The organism is Thermanaerothrix daxensis (genome assembly GCF_001306145.1).
Lineage (GTDB): Bacteria > Chloroflexota > Anaerolineae > Anaerolineales > Anaerolineaceae > Thermanaerothrix > Thermanaerothrix daxensis.
Map to the genome: position 1 here is coordinate 327554 of NZ_LGKO01000002.1, position 23906 is coordinate 351459.

General features: G+C 56.5%; 20 protein-coding genes. 15 read left to right on the forward strand and 5 right to left on the reverse strand.

Features of this window, described 5'->3' with window-relative positions; genetic code table 11:
* The first annotated feature begins 125 nt into the window (after positions 1–125).
* The 8 genes from SE15_RS01640 to SE15_RS01675 all read left to right on the forward strand — a co-directional run bounded on the left by SE15_RS01640 (position 126) and on the right by SE15_RS01675 (position 7250).
* Positions 126–611 (forward strand): flavin reductase family protein, encoded by a 486-nt coding sequence (locus SE15_RS01640; protein WP_054520361.1) that lies wholly within the window; start codon positions 126–128, stop codon positions 609–611.
* Positions 608–1180 carry an AmmeMemoRadiSam system protein A gene (gene amrA, locus SE15_RS01645; protein WP_054520362.1) on the forward strand — a complete coding sequence of 191 codons (573 nt, stop codon included), beginning with the start codon at positions 608–610 and terminating at the stop codon, positions 1178–1180. Before SE15_RS01640 ends, amrA begins: the two co-directional genes overlap by 4 nt.
* Before the next feature lie 127 nt (positions 1181–1307).
* Positions 1308–2045 carry a GntR family transcriptional regulator gene (locus SE15_RS01650; RefSeq protein WP_054520363.1) on the forward strand — a complete coding sequence of 246 codons (738 nt, stop codon included), beginning with the start codon at positions 1308–1310 and terminating at the stop codon, positions 2043–2045.
* Positions 2046–2095: 50 nt separating this feature from the next.
* Positions 2096–3394 (forward strand): ABC transporter substrate-binding protein, encoded by a 1299-nt coding sequence (locus SE15_RS01655; RefSeq protein WP_054520364.1) that lies wholly within the window; start codon positions 2096–2098, stop codon positions 3392–3394.
* A 62-nt stretch (positions 3395–3456) separates the two neighbouring features.
* Positions 3457–4386: a carbohydrate ABC transporter permease gene (locus SE15_RS01660; RefSeq protein WP_201778039.1), complete on the forward strand. Its 930-nt coding sequence runs from the start codon at positions 3457–3459 to the stop codon at positions 4384–4386.
* Positions 4383–5243 (forward strand): carbohydrate ABC transporter permease, encoded by an 861-nt coding sequence (locus SE15_RS01665; protein WP_054520366.1) that lies wholly within the window; start codon positions 4383–4385, stop codon positions 5241–5243. Before SE15_RS01660 ends, SE15_RS01665 begins: the two co-directional genes overlap by 4 nt.
* Positions 5240–6205 carry an ROK family protein gene (locus SE15_RS01670; RefSeq protein ID WP_054520367.1) on the forward strand — a complete coding sequence of 322 codons (966 nt, stop codon included), beginning with the start codon at positions 5240–5242 and terminating at the stop codon, positions 6203–6205. The genes SE15_RS01665 and SE15_RS01670 overlap by 4 nt, the downstream gene beginning before the upstream one ends.
* A 7-nt stretch (positions 6206–6212) precedes the next feature.
* Positions 6213–7250, forward strand: coding sequence for an SIS domain-containing protein (locus tag SE15_RS01675; RefSeq protein WP_054520368.1), 1038 nt, complete (start codon positions 6213–6215; stop codon positions 7248–7250).
* A gap of 11 nt (positions 7251–7261) precedes the next feature.
* Here SE15_RS01675 and SE15_RS01680 read toward each other — a convergent pair whose 3' ends face one another.
* Entirely contained in the window at positions 7262–7690 is a 429-nt protein-coding gene (locus SE15_RS01680) for a GNAT family N-acetyltransferase (RefSeq protein ID WP_054520369.1), read from the reverse strand.
* Between the two features lie 258 nt (positions 7691–7948).
* On the opposite strand from SE15_RS01680, the gene hisD reads away from it, so the two are divergent.
* Positions 7949–9292 (forward strand): histidinol dehydrogenase, encoded by a 1344-nt coding sequence (hisD, locus tag SE15_RS01685; protein WP_054520370.1) that lies wholly within the window; start codon positions 7949–7951, stop codon positions 9290–9292.
* A 22-nt stretch (positions 9293–9314) separates the two neighbouring features.
* On the opposite strand, the gene SE15_RS01690 is transcribed toward hisD, so the two are convergent.
* Positions 9315–10274, reverse strand: coding sequence for a hypothetical protein (locus tag SE15_RS01690; protein WP_054520371.1), 960 nt, complete (start codon positions 10272–10274; stop codon positions 9315–9317).
* A 98-nt stretch (positions 10275–10372) separates the two neighbouring features.
* On the reverse strand, positions 10373–11485 hold the full coding sequence (locus SE15_RS01695) for a hypothetical protein (protein ID WP_054520372.1): 1113 nt from the start codon (positions 11483–11485) through the stop codon (positions 10373–10375).
* A 280-nt stretch (positions 11486–11765) separates the two neighbouring features.
* Between SE15_RS01695 and SE15_RS01700 the strand changes: the two genes are divergently transcribed.
* The 5 genes from SE15_RS01700 to SE15_RS01720 all read left to right on the forward strand — a co-directional run bounded on the left by SE15_RS01700 (position 11766) and on the right by SE15_RS01720 (position 22101).
* Positions 11766–12668 carry a GGDEF domain-containing response regulator gene (locus tag SE15_RS01700; RefSeq protein ID WP_054520373.1) on the forward strand — a complete coding sequence of 301 codons (903 nt, stop codon included), beginning with the start codon at positions 11766–11768 and terminating at the stop codon, positions 12666–12668.
* A gap of 15 nt (positions 12669–12683) precedes the next feature.
* A complete protein-coding gene (locus SE15_RS01705) occupies positions 12684–19529 on the forward strand; it encodes a GAF domain-containing protein (protein WP_054520374.1) in 6846 nt (2281 codons plus the stop codon).
* A 6-nt stretch (positions 19530–19535) separates the two neighbouring features.
* The gene (locus tag SE15_RS01710; protein WP_054520375.1) at positions 19536–19922 is read left to right on the forward strand and encodes a response regulator transcription factor; all 387 of its coding nucleotides are present in this window, start codon (positions 19536–19538) and stop codon (positions 19920–19922) included.
* Complete coding sequence (locus SE15_RS01715; protein WP_054520376.1) at positions 19919–20704, forward strand: alpha/beta fold hydrolase; 786 nt, start codon at positions 19919–19921, stop codon at positions 20702–20704. The genes SE15_RS01710 and SE15_RS01715 overlap by 4 nt, the downstream gene beginning before the upstream one ends.
* 71 nt (positions 20705–20775) lie before the next feature.
* A complete protein-coding gene (locus tag SE15_RS01720) occupies positions 20776–22101 on the forward strand; it encodes an MFS transporter (RefSeq protein WP_054520377.1) in 1326 nt (441 codons plus the stop codon).
* Between the two features lie 2 nt (positions 22102–22103).
* Here the strand turns inward: SE15_RS01720 and SE15_RS01725 are convergent, their stop codons facing one another.
* Entirely contained in the window at positions 22104–23006 is a 903-nt protein-coding gene (locus SE15_RS01725) for a histone deacetylase family protein (RefSeq protein ID WP_054520378.1), read from the reverse strand.
* 84 nt (positions 23007–23090) lie between these two features.
* Here SE15_RS01725 and SE15_RS01730 point away from each other — a divergent pair, with 84 nt between their 5' ends.
* Positions 23091–23408, forward strand: a complete 318-nt coding sequence (locus SE15_RS01730; protein ID WP_054520379.1) for a hypothetical protein — start codon at positions 23091–23093, stop codon at positions 23406–23408.
* 49 nt (positions 23409–23457) lie between these two features.
* Here SE15_RS01730 and SE15_RS01735 read toward each other — a convergent pair whose 3' ends face one another.
* Positions 23458–23859: a bacteriohemerythrin gene (locus SE15_RS01735; RefSeq protein ID WP_054520380.1), complete on the reverse strand. Its 402-nt coding sequence runs from the start codon at positions 23857–23859 to the stop codon at positions 23458–23460.
* Between the last annotated feature and the right edge of the window lie 47 nt (positions 23860–23906).

The window sequence follows — 23906 nt, forward strand, 5'->3', positions numbered from 1 at the left end:
TCCCAGCGATTGTAGAATGCCTCAAACCGAAATCCATCTTGACGTCGTTTCCGCAAACAGGTATAACCGGGGCTGCCAACATGGGTTGGCCTATTTTACGGGTTGGTGCGGAGGTTGCAACAAAGATGCCAGTCTCAGCCGAAATGCTTCGTCAGGCCATGCGCAATTGGACCACGGGTGTGAGTGTAGTAACTAGTTGTGCTAATGGCGTGTGCCATGGGATGACGGTGAATTCCTTTACTTCAGTTTCGCTGGATCCCCCGCTGGTCACTGTGACGTTAAATCGGAATACACGCACCCAGGCGCTGGTCGCCCAATCTGGGGTGTTTGGTGTTACAATATTACGAGAAGGGCAGGAAGCCATCTCCAAGCGATTTGCCGGCCACTCTACCGAGGCGGTGGATCGGTTGGCAGGGTTGGAGACTTTTCATCTGGTAACCGGGGTGCCATTGCTTAAAGATGGGTTGGTGGCGCTGGATTGCCGGGTGGTTTATGAGTATCCTCTGCCGAATTCAGTGCTGTATATCGCCGAAGTGCTGGCCATTCAATCGGGGGAACCAGGGCAGCCCCTGGTGTATCATAATCGGACGTATCATAAATTGGTGCGATGACCGACGAGAGATTGAGTGAGGAAGAGAAGCGCATTCTACTGCGCCTGGCACGTGAAGCCATTGAGGCGGCAGTGAATCGCCGTCCGTTGCCTCCTCTGAATTGGGAAGCATTGCCACCGCGTTTGCGGGAGCCGGGAGCCACATTTGTCACGTTGACGCGACGGGGACAGTTGCGTGGTTGCATTGGTGCGCTGGAGGCCTATCAACCCTTAGCGGAGGATGTGCGCGAACATGCTGTGGCCGCTGCCCTAGAAGATTATCGCTTCCCACCTGTGCGCCCCGAAGAACTACCTGAATTGAAGATTGAAATCTCTTACCTGACCCCTTTGCAACCACTGGAGTATGAAACCCCGGAGGACCTTCTGCGTAAGTTGCGCCCGGGCGTGGATGGAGTGGTCATCCGAGATGGATTCCGGCGGGCCACTTTTTTGCCCCAGGTGTGGGAGAAACTCCCCGATCCGGCGCGTTTCCTGGACAATTTGTGCATGAAGATGGGTGCGCCGCGCAATTTGTGGCGCACCAAGCCCCTGGGTGTCTTTACCTACCAAGTGGAAGAGTTTCACGAATAAGGGTTATGTCCCATTGGGGGAGAACTTGAAGAAAATCCCGTAGGCGGGTAAAAAACGCTTCGGGGTGTTGTAATTCGCTTGTTATGTTGTTATAATGATTGCAAGACTTCTTATATCGAGGGCGACGATGGTCATTCCGCATCCTCAACCTTTTACTCCCCTTTATTACCAGATCGAGCAACAAATTCTTGAGGAAATTCATCAGGGGCGGCTGAAACCGGGTGACCGTTTGCCATCGGAGCCCGAGTTATCACGTCGTTTTGGGGTGAGTCGTATCACGATTCGGCGTGCGCTCAAAGATTTAAGCCAGCAAGGGATCATTTACTCGCGCCAGGGCAAGGGTACCTTTGTGGCACAAGCCCGCATCCGTGAAATTTCGGGATTTCGCTCGTTCAGCGATGATATTCGCGCGCGCGGCCTGACCCCGAGTTCCAAGGTGGTGGAGTTCACCCGGCTGTCGGCAGATGAGGTAGTAGCGCAGCGCCTGAATGTGGAGGTGGGTGAACCGGTGTACTGTCTTCAGCGGGTGCGTCTGGCGAACGACCAGCCTGTGGCCTTTGAAATTGCCTACCTGCCGGTGCGGTTGTGCCCCGATTTGGAGCGTTTTGATTTCAACACCACCTCGCTGTATGCGGTGTTGCGCGAGCACTATCGTGTTTTCCCCACCTGGGCTGAGGCAGAGATTGAAGCCAGCGCGGCTTCACCAGAAGTTGCCCACCATTTGGGAATGAAGATTGGTGAGCCAGTGCTGACGGCTTACCGTCAGACCTATACCGAGCGTTTCGAGGTCATTGAATTCGTAAAATCCATTTATTGCGGGAAGCGCTTCACTTTCTATGTGGGTCGCCAGTACATTGGCAATTGATCTTGTGTCTCATCAACCCTATCCCAAATTTCAGTTCCTGGAGGTGTTGTATGCGTGGCTTGAGTCGTCTTCTCGTATTTGTGGTGTTGGTAGCACTGCTGCTAGCGGGCTGTGGGGGGCAGGCTGCGGCGGGTCCTAAGGTAGTCAAGGTACTGGCGATGCAGCAGGCTGGCCCGACCCCCGAAGAAATGAACGCCATTGTGGCCGAATTCAACGAAAAGAATCCAAACGTCAAAGTAGAAATTGAATACGTTTCCTATGATGCGTTGCACGATAAGATCGTTACCGCCATGGCCACGACCCCGCCTTCATACGACGTGATCCTGGTGGATGACATCTGGTACGCCGAGTTTGCTAAGGCGGGTTATCTGTGGGATGTCACGGATCGGGTGGATGCCCAGACCAAGGAGAAGGTCTTTGCAGCAGCCTGGGATATCACCACGGTCAACGGACGCATCTACGGCATGCCATGGTTGCTAGATGCCAAGTACTTCTACTATAACGAGAAGATCCTCAAAGAGGCCGGTTTTGATCACCCGCCTGCTACCTGGGAGGAACTGGTGGAACAGGCACGTGTGATCAAGGAAAAGGGGCTGGTTGAATACCCGATTGCCTGGTCGTGGGCACAAGCCGAAGCCGCCATCTGCGATTTCGTGGCCCTGCTGTATGGCAACGGTGGTCGCTTTGTGGATGATCAAGGCAAGCCAGCGTTCAATGACGAGAAAGGCGTCCAGGTGTTGGAGTGGATGGTCAAAACCATTGATGAGGGGATCTCCAACCCGGCTTCGGTCTCCTACGTTGAAGAGGATGTGCGGAATGTCTTCTCCCAGGGGAAGGCGGCTTTTGCACTCAACTGGCTCTACATGTATGACCTGGCCGCGCTCGATGAGAAAGAATCTCAGGTTGTGGGGCAGGTCAAGATGAGCCTGGTGCCGGTTTTCGAAGCCATGGCCAAGCAAGGGCTCAAGAGTGCGACCATCAATGGTTCGATGGGCTTCTCGGTGGTGGACAAATCACCCAATCGCGAAGCCGCCTGGGAGTACGTCAAATACCTGACGAGCGAGGACGTACAGAAACGCTATGCGGCCCACCTGTTGCCGATCTGGAGCGCCAATTACGAGGGAGAGGCGCTGGAAGCCCTAAAGGCGCTCAACCCGGCCACGCCGGTCACGGTGCCGATGTTCAAAGAGCAGTTCCCCTATGCGCATGTACGTCCTAAGGTGCCGTACTACCTGGAAGGCTCTAAGGCGCTTCAATTGGCTCTTCAGGAAGCCCTGACCAAGCAGAAAACGCCGGCGCAGGCTCTTAATGATGCCGCGGCCAAGTGGGTGGAACTACAGTCCAAGTGATGGGTTTATGCTCATTTTAGCCTGGCAGGGGGGTCTCCCCCTGCCAGGGTTTATAAGGTTGTGTGATTGCCATAACTCAAGCGACTATGCGCTCGCCCAAAACGATTTCGCTTTTACAGCATGAGATTCGCGAGGGGGTGCTATTTCTGCTACCGGCAATGGTGCTCATCTTCGGGATCACGCTATTCCCGATCTTATTCACGTTCGTGCTCAGTTTTACCGATACGCCGCTTTCAAATCCTTCGCCACAGAATTTTGTGGGGTTGAGCAATTATCTGAGTTTTCTGCGTAGCACGCAGTTCTGGCAAGCCATTTGGCGTACGCTTTATTTCACAGTAGTTTCGGTGGGGGTAGAACTGTTATTGGGGCTTGGAATTGCCCTGCTTATTCACGCTCGTCCGCCAGGTTGGGCTTTTTTGCGTACCAGTCTGATCATTCCCTGGGCCGTTCCGACCATTGTCAACGGCGCGCTGTGGCGCTGGATTTATAACGCCGATTACGGGGCTTTGAATGGCTTGTTGTATAGCCTGGGGATAATAGATAAGTATCGCCCCTGGCTCACTGAACCCATGCGAGCGCTCAATTTAGTCATCGTCGCGGATATCTGGCACAGCGTTCCCTTTATTGCTTTGATTCTGCAGGCAGCTCTGGCCACTCTACCGCTGGAACTGGATGAGGCCGCTGCGGTGGACGGGGCGAATGCCTGGCAACGCTTCTGGCTCATCCGGTTGCCATTGCTCCGTCCGGCAATCCTGGTGGCACTGGTCATCCGCACGGTGGAGGCGTTCCGCGTGTTCGATATTATCTACGTGATTACCCAGGGGGGACCGGCGTTTGGTACTGTCACCATTTCTTATCTTACCTACCTAGAGTCGTTTTCATATGGGCATCTGGGCAGCGGTGCAGCGCTTTCGTTCTTGATCACCCTCTTCACACTGGCGATGGCGCTGATTTATGTACGTTTACTTTATCGGCCGGAGGTGCAAGGATGAAGCACTGGCGGCGTCGTTTGTCCACCCTGCTGATGATGGGGTTAATGGGATTGGTGTTGCTCTTTATCTATGCACCAATTGTCTGGCTGGTCCTTTCCTCGATCTCCACGCGGGCCGAGTTGCTGGCGGTGCCTCCTCACTGGATTCCTCAGCATCCCACCTTGAAAAACTATCGCGATATCCTGGTCCCGGGTACCGCGGTTTCGGAAGTGGCGCGCACCTTCAAGGTGACCTTGCGCAACTCTTTCATCGTGGCTGCCTCGACAACACTGATTTGCCTGGTGGCCGGATCGCTGGCGGGGTATGCGCTGGCGCGCTTGCGATTACCGTTTCGCAATGCTCTCTTCATGAGCATTCTGGGGGTACGTATGGTGCCCGAGATCTCGTTGGTGGTGCCTCTGTATATCCTAGCGGCGCGACTGGCACTGCTCAACAAACCCATTGTTCTGATCATCACTTATCTGTCTTTTGCGCTTCCCTTTGCCATCTGGATGTTAAGCACCTTCTTTGAAAGTGTGCCACGCGAATTAGAGGACGCAGCGCTGATTGATGGTAGTTCGCGCCTGGGGACGTTGTTCCGGGTGGTGCTTCCAGTAGCCGCACCGGGGATTGTATCAACGGCCCTGTTTACCTTCTTGCTGGCCTGGGACGAATTTTTCTTTGCTCTGATTTTTACCAGCACCATTGCGGCCAAGACGGTGCCGGTGGCTATTGCCGAGTTCACCGGACGTTACGCGGTGGACATTACGGCAATGATGACCGGCGGTGTGCTGGCGGCCCTGCCGCCCGTTCTTTTGGCTCTGGTGTTCCAGCGCTATATTGTCAGTGGGTTGTCAGCGGGAGCAATCAAAGGATGAGCGCGAGTGTGCTGGTTGGCATTGATCTGGGGGGAACCAATGTGCGCGTAGGGGCGGTTGATTGCCAGGGGCAAGTGCTGGCCTGGGCAGAGGCCCCCATTGAAGCCTCGCGCGGTCCGCAGGCCGGATTGGAGCGTATCGTCGGGTTGATTGAGCAGGTGCTGGCAAAGACGGAGGGAAAGCCCCTCAAGGCAATTGGGATGGGAGCGACCGGACCCGTTGATCGTCAGCGGGGGAGCATTCAAAACCCCTATACCCTGCCAACTTGGGAGGATGTTCCCATTGTCCAACCTTTGCGTGAGCGGTTTGGTGTGCCAGTTGCTCTTGAAAACGATGCCGACGCGGCGGCCCTGGGAGAAGCCTGGGTGGGAGCCGGATGTGGACGTGAGCGTGTGCTCATGGTGACGGTAGGCACGGGGATCGGGAGTGCTTTTATCTACCGGGGCGAGGTGTATCGCGGAATCGGCGGTGCGCACCCTGAGGCAGGACACCTGGTCCTCGATGTGAACGGTCCCCCATGCTACTGTGGCGCACGGGGCTGTTGGGAAAGCCTGGCAGCAGGTCCTGCGATTGCTCGGCGCGCCCAAGCCCTGGCCCAGGGAGCGCATACCCGGATGCTGGATCTGGCCCAGGGTGATTTGAGGGCCATTGACGCGCGGATCGTCGTAGCCGCTGCCCAGGCCGGTGATGCGCTAGCCCAGCACGTGGTTGAGGAGACGGCTACTTACCTGGCTTTGGGGCTGGTGAACCTGCTCATCGCCTTTCTCCCCGATGTGGTGATCCTGGGGGGAGGAGTGATGCGAGCCTATCCGGTTTTTGCTCCTTACCTCCACGCTTTCATCCAGCAGCACAGTGTGGTGGCTCCCCTTGGCGCAGTGCCCCTGGAAGTGGCTCGTCTAGGCACTCAAGCGGGTGTGGTGGGCGCGGCTTATGCGGCCTTAAAACTTATTGAGGGAGGATGATTCTCAAATGCCGGTGCCATATATTGACGACATTCTTTCTCAAGCCGAGGGCCTTAAGGAGGCTCTGGAGGAATTTGATCCCCAGCCTCTGGAAACAGTTTGTCGCTTCATCGAGATGGGAAAGTATGACCGGGTGATTCTAACTGGCATGGGAGCGTCCTTTTACGGTGCCTACCCTGCCTGGTTGAAGTTGTGCGGGCTCGGCCTGCCGGTCATTTTGTGGGATACAGCAGAACTACTTCATTATGCCCTGCCCCAAGTCGGTTCTCGCACCTTACTCTGGGTGATCTCCCAGTCGGGAGAAAGTGCCGAAATTCACCGCCTCCTGGAACGATTAACGGCGCCCCGTCCGGGGTTGTTGCTCGGCGTTACCAACAATCCCACCAGCACCCTGGCACGCGCCGCGGAGGTCGTTTTGCCCCTCCATGCCGGAAATGAGCACATGGTCTCAACGCGCACTTACATCAACACGATTGCGGTGACACTGCTGGCAGCAGCAGCACTATCGGGGGAGTCCGTCTCGGCCTGGAAGGAAATCCTCTGGCAGGGTCAGGCGGGGATGGAAGCCTACCTGAACGCCTGGCCGCAGCATTTGGCGGCGTTGCGTGAACAGGCTGGAAAATTGAACCGCCTCTTTCTTCTAGGGCGCGGACCTTCCCTTGCCAGTGCGCAGGAAGGGGCGCTCGTGCTTAAGGAAGCCGCCAAGTTCCCCGCAGAGGGGATGGGGGCGGCACAGTTCCGGCATGGCCCGTTGGAGATTGTTGAACCGGGTATTGCGGTGTGGCTTTTCGGCGGCGCCCAGGCTACCTACGAGTTGAACCGTGGGCTTGGCCTGGAGATTCAGGGCTATGGTGGGCAGGTCACCTGGCTCAGCCCCACCTCTGTGGAAGGGTTGCCCTGGTTGTCGTTGCCAGCAGTACCTGAAGCCGCTCTGCCGTTAGTAGAGATTCTGCCGGTTCAAGCCCTTTCGGTTGCACTGGCGGAAGCAAGTGCGCGTGAACCGGGTCAGTTTCGGTATATAGGCAAGATCACCGACCAAGAGTGAGAGGTAAGCGGTCAGAGCGTGTAGCGGTACAGGTTGGTCTCGCGGCGCACAAAGCCAATTTTCTGGTAAAGGCGGTTTGCGGCTTCACGCGAAGGGCGTGAAGTCAGATCTACTGTCTTGACGCCCAACCGGGCAGCATGGTCGAGGGCGGCGCGCGTCAGGGCTTCGCCGATGCCGCGCCCGCGTGCGGCTTCATCCACTACCACATCCTCGATCCACGCGCGGAGACCTGTGGGAATGCGAAAGACCACCAGAGTCAGAGTACCCACGATTTGTCCATCATCATCTCGCGCCAGAAAGAGAATGCTGGCATCGGAATTGACCATCTCTTGCAGTTCTTCGTGTGTGGGGGGCAGGCTGGAATTGGAAAGCTGGGGAATAAGGCGGGCAAAGGCTTCCACTATTTCCTTAGTGACAGTCCGAGCAATTTCAATCTGCATATTTCTCTCCCAAGATCAGAGTGTGACTCTGCTTGAATTTTACCTCAGAGCCGTCAAAAACTTGACGTTCGGAATTTGCCGTGCTAGACTTGGGCCATGCCGTTCAAAATGTTCTTTCACCGCCATCATGCTCATCATGAACCGGCCCGTAAGTTGCGGGTGGCGGCGCCAGGCATTCTCTGACGGCAGGTGAACTTCCCCAAACTTTTAGCCCCCGCAACGCGAGGGGCTTTTTATTAATTTTCTCTGGGAGGACCTATGAATCTGCGAATTTATGACCCTGATGCGGCGCGCCAAACCCTTTTATGTCGGCAGCCCCCAGATGTGCAAACCGTTCCCCCAAGTGTGAGGGAGCGCATTCAGGTGCTCTTTGGCGAGCCGCTGACCCCGGCGCAAGCAGTGGCACGCATCCTTGCCGAAGTGCGGGAGCGGGGAGACGCAGCATTGCGCCAGTGGAGCCAGCGGCTGGATGGATGGTCGGCTGAATCCTTTCGCCTGCCCCCAGAGGCATTGCAGAATGCGTTTGAACGCCTGCCTGTGGATCTTCGTCAGGCCCTTCAGGTGGCTGCCAGCCGCATTGAGGCTTTTCACCGGCGCCAGCCCTTGACTTCGTGGATTGCTCAGGATTTGGGCGGAACGCTTGGGCAGTTAGTGCGTCCCATTCGCAGGGTGGGGATTTATGTGCCAGGAGGCTCAGCACCACTGCCCTCGACTGTGCTGATGAGCGCGATTCCCGCGCGAGTGGCCGGGGTGCGTGAAATTGCGCTGGTGACACCACCTCAGCGCGAGAGTGCTCTCCCAGCGGATGTGATCCTGGCGGCGGCAGCCATCGCGGGCGTGGATGAGGTTTACGTTCTGGGTGGGGCTCAGGCGATCGCGGCGCTGGCATACGGCACGGAGACCATCCCACGCGTGGATAAAATTGTGGGTCCCGGTAATCTGTTTGTGACGCTGGCCAAGCAGCAGGTGTATGGGGTGGTGGGCATTGACGGATTGGCTGGCCCCACCGAAACGGTCATCATCGCAGATGACACGGCCCGACCCGAGTGGGTGGCAGCAGATTTACTGGCTCAGGCCGAGCATGATGTGCTGGCAGCCGCGATCTTGCTAACCCCCAGCCCCACCCTGGCGCACCAGGTGCAACAGGCGGTGGCCCGTCAGGCAGAAACGCTGCCACGGCGTGAGATTTTGGCGCTTTCGCTGGTTGAGCGTTCGGGCATTGTGCTGACCCGTGATCTGGAAGAAGCGATAACCCTTTCTAATGCGTATGCCCCCGAACATCTGAATCTGGTGGTGGCTGACCCGTGGCGCTGGGTAGAGAAGATCGAATCCGCTGGCGGGATTTTTGTTGGTGAGCGCTCCTACGAAGTGTTGGGGGATTACGCGGCGGGCCCCAGTCACGTCATGCCGACCGGTGGTTCAGCCCGTTTTGCTTCCCCCTTGAACGTTTGGGATTTTGTGCGCTTGATCAGTCTGGTGGCGCTGGATCCGCAGACGGCTGAGGAGGTGGGGCGAGTTTCGGCCTGCCTGGCGCGCGCCGAGGGCCTGGAAGCCCATGCTCGGGCAGCCGATTTGCGTTCGAGCGAGGTATGTGCTGGATAAAAGATCGTCAGCCGCAGGATTTTCAGTACCAGATACGGTACCAGGTCTGAGCCTCGGCTTCCTGGCCCAGCACCTGAACCTTAACTTTCAGGGTGATGACGGTTTGGGGGGCAAAGCGCCCGGCAAAGAAAGATAAATGCGTGATCCCGTCTGTGTTTGTCTCGGTAGCGCGGTAGGTAAGGCGTAGCCCCTCAGGCCCAAGCAGGGTCACTGAGACACTGGCGTTAGAGATGGGGCGACCGTATTGATCCCGCACGATCACATACAAGGTTTGCTGGTCACCCGATGGAATGAGCGCTTGAGCGACGAAGGCCTGGGCTTGGGGAATGATCTGAGCGATGATGGCGTTGGGTGGGACCTCAGGGCGGGTCAATTCGGGATCGCGCACGACTAGGTCAAAGTGGCGCTTGCCCAGGTCTGTCAGCACAACGCGCTCACCCGGTGGGTTTTCGGGCCACCACTCGAAGCGCGCTCGCTCAAAATACTGCACGTAGCGCCGTTCGGCTATCTCTAGATCGGAGATAGGCAGGCCAAAGTTGGTCAATCCATCATTGGCTTCGTAAAACTGACGAAAGGCGTAACAAACCGCCTTGCCATTCTCAAAGCGGCGGCAGGCCAGTGGGTCAGTAGGGACGGGCGCCAGCGGGCCAGGTCCTGGGTACAGCAGGCTGCCCAAGTTAGCGATTTCGATCCGCTCGCGCCCGCTGGGGTCAGTAACCAGATCAAAACGTGCGCGCTGGAAGTACTGCACCGTTACCCACCCGTGTTCGGTGAGCATTTGAAATTCGCCGGTAATGGGATATCCGTACAGACGCAGGGGATCTGCCACGCTGTGATACTGTTCTAGAAAAGCACCACGTACCCCATGGCCGTTGATATACTCAAACCCCGGAGTGGGGGCCTGGGCATACCCGCTGCTGATGAATACTGTCAGGCAGAGCAGAAAGATCAGGGCAGTGGCGTAGCGTGAAACTCCCCGCATACTTTACATTATAGTGAATTTAACGATAGGTGCAACCCCCAACCGACCGGCTTTTACGCAGTTTTTACAGCATTTTTAGCCCCAGGTTGGCAAAAATCCTACCAAATTTGCCAACGGATATCGGTTATCCAGCGCAGGATTGGCTGGTAGGTCAGCGGATCGGCATTTAATGCGTTGCGAAGTTGCGTCCAGCCTGCCTCGGGTGTGTTGTTGATGCCATTGCACCCTCCCCGTTGCTGGCAGGCCTGGTACTGGGTCATTACCCCGGCAAATTCCATGGGCCAGCCCAGGTAGAGGGCACCGTAGCGGCTGATGGCCTGCCACTGTTGGGCATTGACACCGCTGGTGGCGTAGATTTCCGGCAGCGGCCAGGCAGGCTGGACCCCATAGGAGACCCTATACACGTCATACTGTGTCCATGGGTTAGCAGAAGAATAAACCCAACCGGGATTAGGACTGGTGGGACAGCCCACGCAGGCGCCAAAGTTGTAGTAGATGGCCTGATTGTTATCCCAATCGTTAAAGCCGTTGACCCACCCGTAGGTGACATAGGGGGTGTTCCAACCCGTTAGCTGCGCATCCCATTCAATATCAATAGCCCCCGCCACGCTGACCTGACGGCCGTAACCGTTACTCCACACCCACTGCAAAAGACGCACGACCATTTGCGCCCAGGCTTTGCCATGGGCATAAGCATAGGTACGTCGCGTGTCCTGATTGGTGGAATTTGAACCATAACTTCCATAGTTGTTGGTGCCCACGGCTACCATGACCTGAGACGTTTGATCCTCGGCACTGCAGACCCAATACCCCTGGATATAGGCTTTGACCGCCGTTTCAATGGCGCTGATGGGCATGTAGTGCCAGTAAGGGCTAAAAGCGCCAGCGCCGGGTCGGGAAAGATCACCGCCTTCGAACCAGCCCTGGCCAAAGTTAAGCACCACCAGGCTATCTTGCGCGCCGGGGTTCTGACGGTCGCGTGTGCCCAGGGCACACCCTAAATCATACAGGCGGGCAGGAGTCTCATCTTGAATGTAATAACTGGTGGCATACAGTGGGAGAGGTTGGTAATCGCGGTAGATCACGGGCAAAAAAAGCCGCTGCGAGGCGCTAGCGCTTTGGGCCCACGAGGGAGGTGGTTGCACCAGAATCAGAGACCCCCACCAAGCGATCAGGAATAGAAGCAGGGCCAGCCTCTGAATTCGTTTCATCGTGTCCTAGGAGAGAGGAAATGGCGCATTTGAAAATTTGAGGTTGCAAGAAGAAGGCCAGGGTGCTGGGCAGGGATCGCTTTGGGGTGGGAGCATTATAACACGGTTGGCTTACCATTTTGTAAACTCAAGCGGGCCTCTCAAGGGCAGAATACCTATTGCCAGAATGCCTCCTTTCACATAAGATTTAAGCAACCGGTTCAGGCACTGTGAACGGCAGGTGGGAGAGGGCGTCCACAGTGTGGTTGTGACTGGGAGCATGCACCCTTAAGGAGGCCGAATGAGCAAAGCCCGTTTACTTATTGTGGAAGATGATGTGGATATTGCTAATATGCTCCGGCTCTTTTTCAAGAGCCAGGGATACGAGGTAGAGGTGGCCATGCGCGGGAGCGAAGCCCTGGAAAAAACGCGCCAGGGGCTGCCTCATCTGCTCGTGCTGGATATCATGCTACCGGACATTGATGGGTATGAAGTGTGCCGTGCTTTGCGCACCAACACCCGCACCAGTCACATCCCTATTCTCTTTTTGACCCAGAAGGACGAGCGCAGTGATAAACTCAAGGGGTTGGAACTGGGGGCTGACGATTACATTACCAAGCCCTTTGATATCGAAGAACTCAAATTGCGCGTCCAAAATGCTCTGGCCCGGGCAGAGCGCGAGAGTCTGACCGATCCCCAATCTGGCCTGCCATCTGGGCGCCTGATTGAGGACCAATTACGCAAGATCATTCGCCAGTCAGACTGGGCTTTTATGGATATTCGGATAAATTATTTTGATGCCTTCCGCGATGTTTATGGGTTAATTGCGGCGAATGATGTGGTGCGGTTCACGGCCATGCTGCTGAGCGAAGTTGTGGATGAAGTTGGTACACCCTCTGATTTTATCGGGCACGCAGGCGGGGATAATTTTGTCATTTTCACTACCAGCCAGGCTGCTCCGCGTCTAAAAGAACGCCTTAAACAACGTTTCGCTGAAGCAGTGCTCAGCCATTACAATTTCATTGACCGTCAGCAGGGCTTCATTCTGGCGCCGGGGCGCGGTGGAGAAATGATTAAAACACCGTTTATGAGTCTGGCCATCGGTTATGTCACCCCGGCCATGCAGCCCTTTACCGATATTCGGGAGATCACAGAAGTCGCGGCTGAAGAGCGTCGTCGCGATGCTCTGCTTGCCGCCGGGTAGGCGGTTAGGCGGGTTATGTCGCTTGTGCCTTTCGTGTGGGGTTTGCTCTTTATCCTCCTGGGTGGTGTCGCCTGGATAGCGGCGCGCTGGTTGTTACGAGCCTTTCCGCGCACCCGCGTGGCGGAAGTTTCGATGTGGGCGCCGGAAAACGGCCCCATGCACTCTGAGGCTGTTCTCGTCATCCACCCGGGCGGACGTGTAGTCTGGTTGAATGAGCGCGCGCGGGCGCTTTTTGAACTCCCACGCGAGGCTACCGCGAATCTTGAGGCTTTGGCGCGCAAAGTGCGTCCTTCCGAGCTCTTCCTGGGGCTGTGTGCCAGCGGTGGGCAGGATTTGCTGACCCTGGGGGGGCGTACAGTGGAGGTACGCGTATTTCCGACGCCTTTGGATGGCCAGGTGTACCGTTTGCTCTGGCTGCGCGAAGCCAACCTGGCTGGGGAACTGACCCATGAGGCGGCCATGCCAGCCCAAACCCTGCAGACATTCTTGCAACTTACCCAGGCAATAGCCGCCAGCCTGGACCTCAATGAGACGCTCCAGGCTGTGCTGGATAGCCTGGAGCGTTTATTGCCTGCGGATATCTGGGAAGTGACGATTTGGGATGCCGAAGCCGGGGTGCTGTGGCCTTATCGGCGATTGGCGGGGCACCGCCTAGAACGGGTCCCGCGGGGGTATGCGCTGGATGAAGGTTATTCGGGCTATCTGGCACGCACGCGGCGGCCTCTCCTGCTCGCGCGTGTGGAAGAGCGCTCGGATCTCCATCAGGCTATTGACCGCCAGACGTATCCCCTGCGCTCATACATGGGGGTGCCGTTAATGGTTGGGAAGGAATTGATTGGAACGCTGGAAGTGGGTTCGCTGACGGCGGATCATTTCCAGGCTTCTGATTTGGAACTCTTGCGCCTGATTTCGGGGCAGGCGGCCATTGCCATTCATCATGCCCTGCTTTATCGCCAGGAACAGCGACGAGCCATGGAACTGGCCGGCCTGGCGCAACTGGCGCAGGCGTTCAGTTCGGTGCGTGATTCGCGGGAGCTTTATGATCGTCTGGTCAACAGCATTTTGCCCTTGGTCCAGGTCAATGTGCTGGGGTTCCTGATTTTCAACGAGAACACGCGCCGACTGGAGGCTCAGGCTCCATTTATCGGATTGCCTCCTGAATTTTTGGAGATGTATCGCGTGCCAGTGGGAGCGAATTCCCCTCTGGAACGCGCACTGCTGGAACAGGATGTGTTAATCACCGAAAACGCTGCCGAGGATGTCCGTTGGCGTGAATTGGGCTTGCATAATCTGGCTGTTGCAGCCGGCCTTCGCGAGACCGTACTGGTGCCACTGGCTTCGGTCGGGCGGGTGCTGGGTTACATGCAGGTTTCCAATCGGATTAACGGGGGGACGTTCACCCAGGACGAAATTCGCCTGCTAATGATCATTGCTAATCAGGCAGCGCCGATCATTGAGAATGCAACCCTGGTGCAGCAAACCCGACAGCGTGCTCAACGAGCCGAGGCCTTGCGCCGCATTGCCAGCCTGGCCGGTTCGGCGGCCACACTGGATGAGATCCTGAAGTATTCATTGCAGGAATTGGTACGGCTTCTACATGCCGATTGTGCGGCCGTTTTTCTGCTGAATTCCAGCCGTACCGCTCTGGAGCTTCATCCCCCCTCTTATTTTGGCGAGAAAATCCAGGAAACCGGCTTTACCCCACGTTTGCTGGTGGATGATCCCCAATTTCCTTTTACCGTAACGGGCGGCCAGGATGCTTTATACAGTGGTCAGTTATCGCTTGAAACTGCACTGATTCCCTTTTACCAGCAATTACGGCAAGCCTGGGGGGTGGAGTCGGCCATTGCAGTGCCTCTGGTGGTGCGCAATGAGGGAATTGGCGAGATTTGGGTGGGAAGCCGGCGCAGCGATCAGTTTGATCATGCCGACTTACAACTGATGTTCACGGCTGCCGGACAGCTGGCCGGAGTCGTTGAGCAGGCCTCTCTGGCTGCTCAAACCGATGAAACGTTGCGCCAGAGGCTGGAACAATTGACGGCGCTCAACCGAATCACGCGTGAACTGAGCGCCTCTCTTGATCTTGAACATTTGATGGAAATTGTGTATGAGGAGGCGTTGCGCATTACACGCGCGGAGTGTGGCAGCCTGTTGCTCTTTGATTTGCAGCACATGTCCCGTCCTGGCACGGCGCCGGTGCGACTGATTTTGGGCGAGCCGATGCCCACCGAATTGAATGCGCTTGAGCAACGGGTGCTGCAGAGCGGTGTGCCTGCAAATATTGCCGAAGTACCTCCAGATCTTGCGACTACGCTTCACGAAGGGGTGGGCTCGCTCCTGATCGTGCCAATATTCTATCGCCAGTATCCGGCGGGACTGATCCACCTACATGCACGTCACCCCAATCACTTTGGGCCAACGGTTGTTGAAATCGTGCAGTCCCTGGCGGCGCAGGCCAGTGTGGTGCTGGGCAATGCATTACAGTACGAGGAACAGGTCCAGCGCAGTGAATTGGTGCGGCGGCAACTGGAAACTTTTGCCGAGCTTTATCGGGTTTCGTCCTTCCTGTGGCCCGATCAGTCCCTCGAAGAGGCGCTGGCAGCCATTGCCCGTGCAATTACTCAGGCGACCCCGTTCCGGGCTGTGTTGATCAGCGTGTATGATCCCCAAACGGAGTGTCTGATTCGCACTGTGAGCCGTGGCTTGACGCCGGAGCAATGGGAAGAGTTGCGTCAGCGCTCACTCCCCTGGTCAGCGCTGGAGACCTTGCTGCGGCCCGAGTTTCGTCTGGATTCTCTTTATTACATTCCGGCAGATCGCACACCGGTGTTGCCTGAGTCCCTGCACTCGGTCAACGTATTGCATTCTGAGGATGAATTACCCGCCGAAGGAGACCTCTGGCACCCTGATGATTTGCTGCTGGCGCCCCTTTATGATGCTTCGGGGCGTCCGTTGGGGCTGATTAGTGTGGATGATCCGAGCGATGGTCGGCGCCCGGATCGGGCTACCCTGGATTCCTTGGGACTTTTTGCATCTCAGGCTGCGCTGGCGATAGCCCGTCATCGCTACCTGCAATCTCTGCAACAGCGTTTGGCTCACTTTGAATCTTTGCAGAGTGAAGCGAATCGTCAGCGCGAGGCCTTGCGGTGGCAACGTGTGCGCGAGGGTTTTGCTATTGTGGAGCAGGCTTCGCAACAGCAGGATGTCATGGGGGTATTGCGAAGTGTAGCCACGCAATGGTTGGAGCGGTTAGGTGGACGGGCGGCGCTAATTGCAGAGCAGAGTCCGCAGGGGCCTCGCCTGTTGGAGATTGTTGGTGTGCTCCCTTCGGATCTCAACCCACAAGCGTTGCTGGGACAACGGAATCCCCTGCTGCAGGCTCTTAATGAAGGTGCGCCCCTCGCGGTTGCGGATCTTCGAGAGACACCTGTTTGGCAGAATAATCCGCTTTTGCAGGGCTGGGAGGCGCAAGCATTCATGGCTCTGGTGTTTGAGCGCGCCGCCGGGCAGCGGGTTGGAGTATTGGTCCTGGTGGATCATCCTCTACCACCTTTTGATGCTGAAGATCTGGTTTTCTACGCTCAGCTCTCGCGGCAGATCAGTATTAGCCTGCAAAACCTCGATCTGTTGGAGACAACGCGTCGCCGCTTGCGAGAGGTCAACCTGCTCCTGGAGTACAGCCGCAAGTTGGGCAGCCTGAGTGAAGTGGATTTGTTGCGTGCCTTATGTGAGACCGTCCTTGAGGTCATTCCAGAAGCAGAAGCCGCCTGGGTCGCACTTTTGGATCCGCGCGAAGGAAAGTTGGTACCCCGTGCTGCGCGGGGATACTCCGATTGGGCGTCTCTGGTTGCGGTGCGCTTTGCCGTTGACCCGGAGGTTCAGTCCATTCCAGCGCGGGTTTTCCACCAGGGGCAGGTGGTGAATATAGCCGAGGTCAACTTCGTGCGGGATTATGCCCTGATGGGTGAGGATTTGCTTCACTATCGCCGCGCGCAGCAAGGGCGACTGCCATTAGCGGCACTGGCTGTGCCGCTGGGAGGCGGCGAGCGAATCTCGGGAGTCTTGGTGGTTGAAAATTTCAGCCAGAGCGGTGTCTTCGGTCCTGAGCATCAGCGTCTGGCTCATTCGCTGGCTCAGCAGACGGTACTGGCTCTGGAGAATGCGCGCTTGTTCCATGCTGCTGGTCAACGGTTGGCGCAACTGCAGGCACTCACGCAAGCATCCGCACGTTTGGCGGCAGGTCTAACACGTGAGGACGTTCTCTCAACGCTGATGCATGCATTAGGCGAGGTCATTTCATTTGATACTGCCGTGCTTTGGTTGCGTGACGGCGAAACGTTGCGCCTGACAGCCGCCCAGGGGTTTGCGGATAGCGATCAGCGGGTGGGCCTGGAGGTTCACCTGGAGGATAGTCGCCTCTTCCAGGCCATGCGTGAGCATGGGCAGCCCATTCTGGTTGCGGATGTGCGCCAGGATGAGCGCTTCCCTACCTTCATAGAACCGGAACGCTTGTGCTGGTTAGGCTTACCGCTGATGGTGCAGGCGGACTTAATCGGCGTGCTGGCGCTGGAGAAAACCGAAGCAGGCTATTACACCTCAGAGGATGTACAGGTGGCGGCAACATTTGCCAGCCAGGCAGCCCTGGCGCTGGAGAAGGCTCGCCTCCTGGAAGATAGTCAACAACGCGCGGTTGAACTTGACCAGCGCTCGGAGCGCCTGGCTTTGCTCTATAACCTCTCCAATGAGTTAGGAGCCTCGTTAGATACCCAATATATTCTGGATCTTACCTTGCGGCGTTTACAAGAAGCGCTGAAGGGCAATGCAGTTGCCCTGCTGATGTGGGAGGAGGGCCAAGCAAGATTGGCACGGGTTTCACCAGAAGGGGAGGCGACCTTACCTCAGGCGTTGCCGGACTTCCCCCTTTTGGATCGCTTGCAGGAAACGCAGGGCGTCTATATTGCCGGGGATCTCCGGGGCGATGCAGAGATGGCCCCACTGGTTCAGGTCTGGCCGTTTTTGATAACGATGCGCTCGCTCTTGTTGGTTCCGCTGGCCAGCGCACAGACACTGCATGGATGGATAGCCCTGGCATACGCCGATGAGCGCCGCCTGGCATCTGCCGAGATTGAACTGGCCCGGACGATCTGTAACCAGGCTGCTACGGCGCTTCAGAATGCGCGCTTGTATGCCGAAACACATGCGCTAAAGGAAGACCTCGAGCAACGTGTGGCCTTGCGCACGGCTGAATTGCGTCAGGCCAACCTGGAGACGCAAACGCTTTTGCGGGTGATCACGGAACTCTCGGCTAGCCTGGATCTCCATCAGGTGTTAACCCGGGCACTTGAGGTGCTCAACCAAGCGCTTGATGTGGAAGCCAGTCTGGTGCTTTTGACCCAGGGAGAGAGTTACCTGCGCACGGTTTCCGGTTTTGAGGTGGACGCGAAAGCATTAATCGAAGCGGCTGTACCGCTTCACCGTCAGGTCATGGCGCAACGTGCTCCGGTCGTGGTCGGGATGAATGCACAGGATGCGGGTAAAGAGACAGAGGCCTTGCTTGCCCATGGGGTCAGAACAATTCTGGCGGTGCCGCTTATCCTTGGGGAGGAAGTCCTGGGCTCGCTCGTATTGCTGCATCGTCAACCCGGGCATTTCCAATCCACCCATGTCAACCTGGCCCAGGCCGTTGCCCGTCAAATGAGCATAACCCTGAGCAATGCCGAGTTCTTTGGATTGATTCGCGATCAGGCTGAGAGCCTGGGGCAGATGGTGCGTGAACAGCAGATCGAAGCCAGTCGCTCGCGGGCCATCCTCGAGGCAGTTGCCGAAGGGGTTATGGTAACGGATGCGGATCTCCGCATCACCCTGTTCAATGCCTCAGCAGAGCGAATTTTGGGTCTGCGGGCTGATTTGGTGCTTAATCAATCCCTGGAGCGTTTCAGCGGCCTCTTCGGTGAGGCTGGCCATGCCTGGGTGCAAACCATCCAACGCTGGTCGGAGCAGGCTGAGGCGGCGGATGCCAGTGAGACCTTTGCGGGTCAGATGGTCTTAGAGGATCAGCGGGTTGTGGCCATCCATGTGGCACCTGTATTCTGGCGCGATCACTTCCTGGGCACGGTCTCGATCTTCCGAGATGTGACCTATCAGGTGCAGGTGGATCGTTTAAAATCGGAATTCCTGGCGAACGTCAGTCATGAACTGCGAACCCCTCTCACGGCGATCAAAGGTTATGTAGACGTGATACTGATGGGCGCCGCCGGCACGATCACCGAATCTCAGCAGCGCTTCTTGCGCATCGTTAAGGAAAATGCCGAACGTCTGATTCGCCTGGTGAATGACTTACTGGATGTCTCGCGCATTGAGGCCGGACGAGTGGAACTCAATCGTGTAGCGTTCGATCTCGCCGAGGTGGCACGCGAAGGCATGAAGGACCTGCAGACGCGCGCACGCGAGGAGGCTCGTAGTTTGGAGTTTCGGCTTGATCTTGTGCCGGATCTACCCTTGGTTTACGGGGATCGTGAACGTGTACGGCAAATTGTGGATAGTCTGCTCTCGAACAGTTATCATTACACACCCGATCAAGGGTGCATCACTCTGAGCGTGCATCCCTCAGGCGAAGGTGAGGTGCAGGTGGATGTTCGGGACACAGGGATTGGTATTCCCCTGGAAGATCAGCCACGCATTTTTGAGCGTTTTTATCGCGGGAACAATCCCCTGGTCATGGCAAAGGCTGGCACGGGGTTGGGGCTGGCGCTGGCCAAGATTTTGGTGGAGATGCAGGGCGGTCGCATCTGGTTCCAGAGCAGTGGCATCCCTGGGGAAGGAAGCGTTTTCTCGTTCACATTACCTATTGCGGAGCGTTGAAAGCCCATGACTCATATCCTGATCGCTGAAGATGAACGTGATATTCGTGAGTTGATTGCTTTTACCCTGCGTTTTGCGGGTTACGAGGTTACGATGGTTAGCAACGGTGAGGAGGCGGTTCAAGTGGCTTCGCAGATTCGCCCCGCGCTGATCCTGATGGACGTACGCATGCCGCGCATGGATGGCTATCAGGCTTGCCAGGCTCTCAAAGCGAACCCTGATCTGAAGGACATCCCGGTTGTTTTCCTATCGGCAAAGGGGCAGGAATCTGAAATTCAGGCTGGTTTGGCGGCGGGAGCCACGGATTATCTGCTTAAGCCGTTTGCACCGGATGAACTTACCCGGCGAGTGCGCGAACTTCTGGAGAAACATTCTTCAGCGCCTGAGACATGAGTGCCGTTTTACTGGAAGATGCCATTGTTCATTATGAGGTACTGGGGAGGGGCCGCCCGGTAATCTTCTTGCATGGCTGGGTGGGCTCATGGCGCTATTGGATTCCGATGATGCAGGCGATTTCCTTGAATTACCGTGCCTATGCATTGGATTTGTGGGGATTTGGAGATACGGCAAAGAACCGGCGCTACCGCCTGGATGACCAGGTGGCCCTGTTGGCTGCCTTTATAGAAAAGATTGGTATTCTCAAAATGGCGCTCATTGGGCACGGACTGGGCGCGCTGGTTGGCTTGCGCTTTGCCACCCGTTACCCAGAGGCGGTAGATCGGTTGATGGCAGTGAGCCTACCGCTTGGCCGCGATCAGGTTAGCGGTCGTCTGCGCACCGCCAGCCCCGATGACCTGGCACATGGGTTACTTAGCGGCTCGCCACTCACCGAGCCAGTGCTAACAGATGCCATTAAAACCGATCCTCAGGCCGTGTTGGCCTCACTGGAGGATCTGCGAGAGCTAAATTTGACGGCTTTGTGGCAAGTATTCAATTTGCCTTGCTTGCTGGTCTATGGTCTGGATGACCCTCTGATTGAACCGGCTTCTGCCGAGCAGGTCTCCAACATGCCTGAGAGCATGCACCTAATTTACTTTGAGGAGGCAGGGCACTTTCCAATGCTGGATGACAGCAGCAAATTCAATCGCCTGATGCACGATTTTCTAGCGCTCCCGTCCGGGGAGAGCCCACGTCAGTTACAACTTAAGGAGGAGTGGAAGCGCCGGGTGCGCTGAAGCCGAATTTTTTGTTGATGGGTGGGTCATCCTATAATCCGCAAGCATGTCATCACAAGTAGGAAGCCACCATGTCCATTACGGCTTTGCAAGGGCGCAAGTATTTGAGGTGGTTTCTTAATCGCACTTTCCGGGCATTACGCCATCGAAACTATCGCCTCTGGTTCGTGGGCCAATCCATCTCCCTGATCGGTACCTGGATGCAGGCGGTGGCTCAGCAGGTCCTGGTCTACCGGCTGACTGGCTCGGCGGCTGCATTGGGGATGGTCAATTTTGTGGCACTGATCCCGCTGATGCCGTTTTCTCTGTGGGGTGGAGCCGTTGCGGATCGTTTGCCCAAGCGTCAGGTGGTGTTGATGGCTCAGGTGGTCATGATGGTTCAGGCGTTTGTGCTGGCCGGATTGACCTGGAGTGGCCAGGTGCGCATAGGGCATATCTATGTACTCGCTTTTATCCTGGGGGCTGCCAATGCAGTGGATATGCCCGCACGTCAGGCCATGACGGTTGAACTGGTAGAGGGCAAAGAGGATCTGACTAATGCCATTGGGTTGAATTCTGCCATGTTCAACCTGGCGCGGGCTGTTGGGCCTGCGGTGGCTGGTGGGTTGGTGGCAACGGTGGGTGAGGCTGTGGCTTTTTTCATCAATGCGCTGACCTTTCTGGCTGTCATTGCCAGCCTGCTGGCCATGCGTAATCTGCCTTATGTTTATAACGGCTCGATAGAAACCCGGGATGGCGCTTATCTTTGGCAAGGATTACGCTTTGCTCTGGGGCAGGAAATCCCGCGGCTTCTTGTTGCTCTGGTGGCTTTGAGCGCTTTGTTATCTATGCCCTATTCCACCTTGATGCCGGTATTTGCACAGGATATTTTGCTGAAGAGCGCACGTCCGGTTGTGGCAGCATTGTGTGAAGGCCCTTTGGAGGTGTTCTCTTGCCGTGCGCCAGAAGCCCTTCCGCTCGGATTGCTCTTGACTGCTGTCGGGGTGGGTGCGGTGCTGGCCGCCCTGACGGTTTCGTCTTTCTCTTCCCGTACACAGCGGGGTGCCTGGCTCACGTTAGGTAGCCTGGGGTTTCCGGCCACACTGATCGCTTTTGCGTTTTCGCGCTCGTTTCTACTTTCGCTGGGTTTGATGTTCTTGGTGGGGTGGTTCTTTGTGTTGCAGAATGCCCTGGCAAACACGCTCTTGCAGTTGCACACCCCGGATGCATTTCGGGGGCGCGTCATGGCGGTCTACACAATGACCGTTCAGGGGATGATGCGTTTAGGCGGCTTGCAGGCCGGACTGATGGCAGATTGGCTGGGAGCCCCGCTGGCCATTGGATTGGGGGCTTTGGTATCGTTGACTTTTAGTGCACTTGTTGCGTTCCGACGCCCTGTTCTGCGGTCTTTAGGGTGATCCTACGGGCTTCCCAGGATTTCACGTGCCAGCATGTAGGTCTGAAGATGGGCTTCTACCGTGAGTTCAATGGGTTTGGCGTAACCGCCGGCCATGACCAGCACGATGGGAATATCATGGGCGGCGCAGGCTTTCAGCACCATGCGGTCGCGTTGCTCCAGGCCCGCCAGGCTTAGGTCCAGGCGTCCCAGGCGATCGGCTGCCAGAGGATCGGCTCCGGCAAGATAAAGCACCATCTGCGGGCGGAAGGCCAGGACGGCGGTCAGGGCCTCTCTCAGGGCCGCCAGATAGGTTTCGTCGTCGCAGTGATCGGGCAGGCCAATATCAAGGGTGGAAGGAACTTTACGGAATGGGTAATTCTTCTCACCGTGCAGGCTAAGGGTGAAGACTTCGGGGCGTGCCGCCAGGATCGCGGCTGTGCCATTTCCCTGGTGTACGTCCAAATCCACAATGGCGAGGCGTTGCACCCACCCAGCTTCAAGCAAGGCGAGCGCAGTCACTGCAACATCGTTAAAAATGCAAAACCCCATTCCCTGATCGGCTAAGGCATGATGCGTTCCGCCGGCCAGATTGCCGCCAATGCCCTCACGCAGAGCCACCTGGGCGGCCTGCCAGGTGCCCCCTACACTCAACAGAGAACGCCGGGCTAATTCTGGGCTCCACGGCAATCCGATCTGCCGTTCGATCTGAGGGGGGAGATGCCCATCCAGAACGGCTTGTATATAAGCACGTGTGTGGGCCAGGGCAAGCACTTCCAGAGGCACAGGATCGGCCGGGTGGAGTTCATAAGGGGCAAGCACTCCACGATGCAACAATGCCTCGCGCAGGAGGCGGTATTTCTCCGCTGGAAAGCGATGCCCTGGAGGCAGAGGAAAGGGACAGTGATCGGAGTAGAAAACTTGCATCGGGACTCTTGGCAAATTGGGCTGAGAAGGATTATAGTTAATCCCGGAAAGCCTGTCTATCCCTAAAATGGAGGTGTAAAACCCTTGGAAAAGCGCTTTGGGGCTTTACGCGTAATTGGCATCATCTTCAAAGTTTTGGGAGTCATTGTGTTCTTTGGTGCGCTGATTGTGGCCGTAGCCATGTTTGTGGGGGGAGCAGCGCGAATGTTCGGTCCGGGAGAGTGGCGCTTTATGATGCGTGGTTTGGGGGTGCTCAGTGGCTTATGGGTGCTCCTATGGGGAGCGATTAGCGCTGTTTTTCTTTACGGCGCAGGGGAAGTTTTAGATCTCTTGATTGCTGTGGAAGAGAATACCCGCGCCACTCGTCTATTGCTGGAACGCGAACGTGGGGATAGGTCATAATCCCTGTCGGGTGAGTTGAAAAGGAGGGAAAAATAAAGGTGTGCGTTTCTTACCGCACACCTTTTTGATTTAAGTATTGGCCGTAACGTTTATCGCTCTCGTAAATGTGGTTGCGCAGCCAGTCTTTGAGAAAATTCATGACCGGGATGGATAGAGCAATTTGCCCATTGTGGTACTTATCACGTAACTCGAGGACTTGCCGGGTCAGGTCCTCATGCTGTAAACGATGAGCCTCGTAATCCGGGTAGGCATAGCGCACCATGAGTGCTTCCTCGGAAGCAAAATGGGTGCGGGTGTATTCAATCAGTTCGTCAAAAATTTCGTTCAGTACCGCCCGTCCCTGGCCAGCACTCATGGCATCGTAGAGTTTCTGGGCAATGGCAAATAGGCGCTTATGTTGCTCATCGTATTGTTCTACACCGATGCTATAGATGGGACTCCACGCAAACACGGGAACACCCCTGGCTCAGAATTTCTATAATAGAGTGTGCCACAGAA

What these genes read in the sequence shown, in the direction of transcription:
- SE15_RS01670 (WP_054520367.1), top strand. Translation starts at nt 5,240, where the DNA reads ATGAGCGCGAGTGTGCTGGTTGGCATTGATCTGGGGGGAACCAATGTG.
- SE15_RS01665 (WP_054520366.1), top strand. Translation starts at nt 4,383, where the DNA reads ATGAAGCACTGGCGGCGTCGTTTGTCCACCCTGCTGATGATGGGGTTA.
- SE15_RS01705 (WP_054520374.1), top strand. Translation starts at nt 12,684, where the DNA reads ATGTCGCTTGTGCCTTTCGTGTGGGGTTTGCTCTTTATCCTCCTGGGT.
- SE15_RS01720 (WP_054520377.1), top strand. Translation starts at nt 20,776, where the DNA reads ATGTCCATTACGGCTTTGCAAGGGCGCAAGTATTTGAGGTGGTTTCTT.
- SE15_RS01725 (WP_054520378.1), bottom strand. Translation starts at nt 23,006, where the DNA reads ATGCAAGTTTTCTACTCCGATCACTGTCCCTTTCCTCTGCCTCCAGGG.
- SE15_RS01640 (WP_054520361.1), top strand. Translation starts at nt 126, where the DNA reads ATGCCAGTCTCAGCCGAAATGCTTCGTCAGGCCATGCGCAATTGGACC.
- SE15_RS01690 (WP_054520371.1), bottom strand. Translation starts at nt 10,274, where the DNA reads ATGCGGGGAGTTTCACGCTACGCCACTGCCCTGATCTTTCTGCTCTGC.
- SE15_RS01650 (WP_054520363.1), top strand. Translation starts at nt 1,308, where the DNA reads ATGGTCATTCCGCATCCTCAACCTTTTACTCCCCTTTATTACCAGATC.
- amrA (WP_054520362.1), top strand. Translation starts at nt 608, where the DNA reads ATGACCGACGAGAGATTGAGTGAGGAAGAGAAGCGCATTCTACTGCGC.
- hisD (WP_054520370.1), top strand. Translation starts at nt 7,949, where the DNA reads ATGAATCTGCGAATTTATGACCCTGATGCGGCGCGCCAAACCCTTTTA.
- SE15_RS01680 (WP_054520369.1), bottom strand. Translation starts at nt 7,690, where the DNA reads ATGCAGATTGAAATTGCTCGGACTGTCACTAAGGAAATAGTGGAAGCC.
- SE15_RS01700 (WP_054520373.1), top strand. Translation starts at nt 11,766, where the DNA reads ATGAGCAAAGCCCGTTTACTTATTGTGGAAGATGATGTGGATATTGCT.
- SE15_RS01715 (WP_054520376.1), top strand. Translation starts at nt 19,919, where the DNA reads ATGAGTGCCGTTTTACTGGAAGATGCCATTGTTCATTATGAGGTACTG.
- SE15_RS01710 (WP_054520375.1), top strand. Translation starts at nt 19,536, where the DNA reads ATGACTCATATCCTGATCGCTGAAGATGAACGTGATATTCGTGAGTTG.
- SE15_RS01675 (WP_054520368.1), top strand. Translation starts at nt 6,213, where the DNA reads ATGCCGGTGCCATATATTGACGACATTCTTTCTCAAGCCGAGGGCCTT.
- SE15_RS01655 (WP_054520364.1), top strand. Translation starts at nt 2,096, where the DNA reads ATGCGTGGCTTGAGTCGTCTTCTCGTATTTGTGGTGTTGGTAGCACTG.
- SE15_RS01695 (WP_054520372.1), bottom strand. Translation starts at nt 11,485, where the DNA reads ATGAAACGAATTCAGAGGCTGGCCCTGCTTCTATTCCTGATCGCTTGG.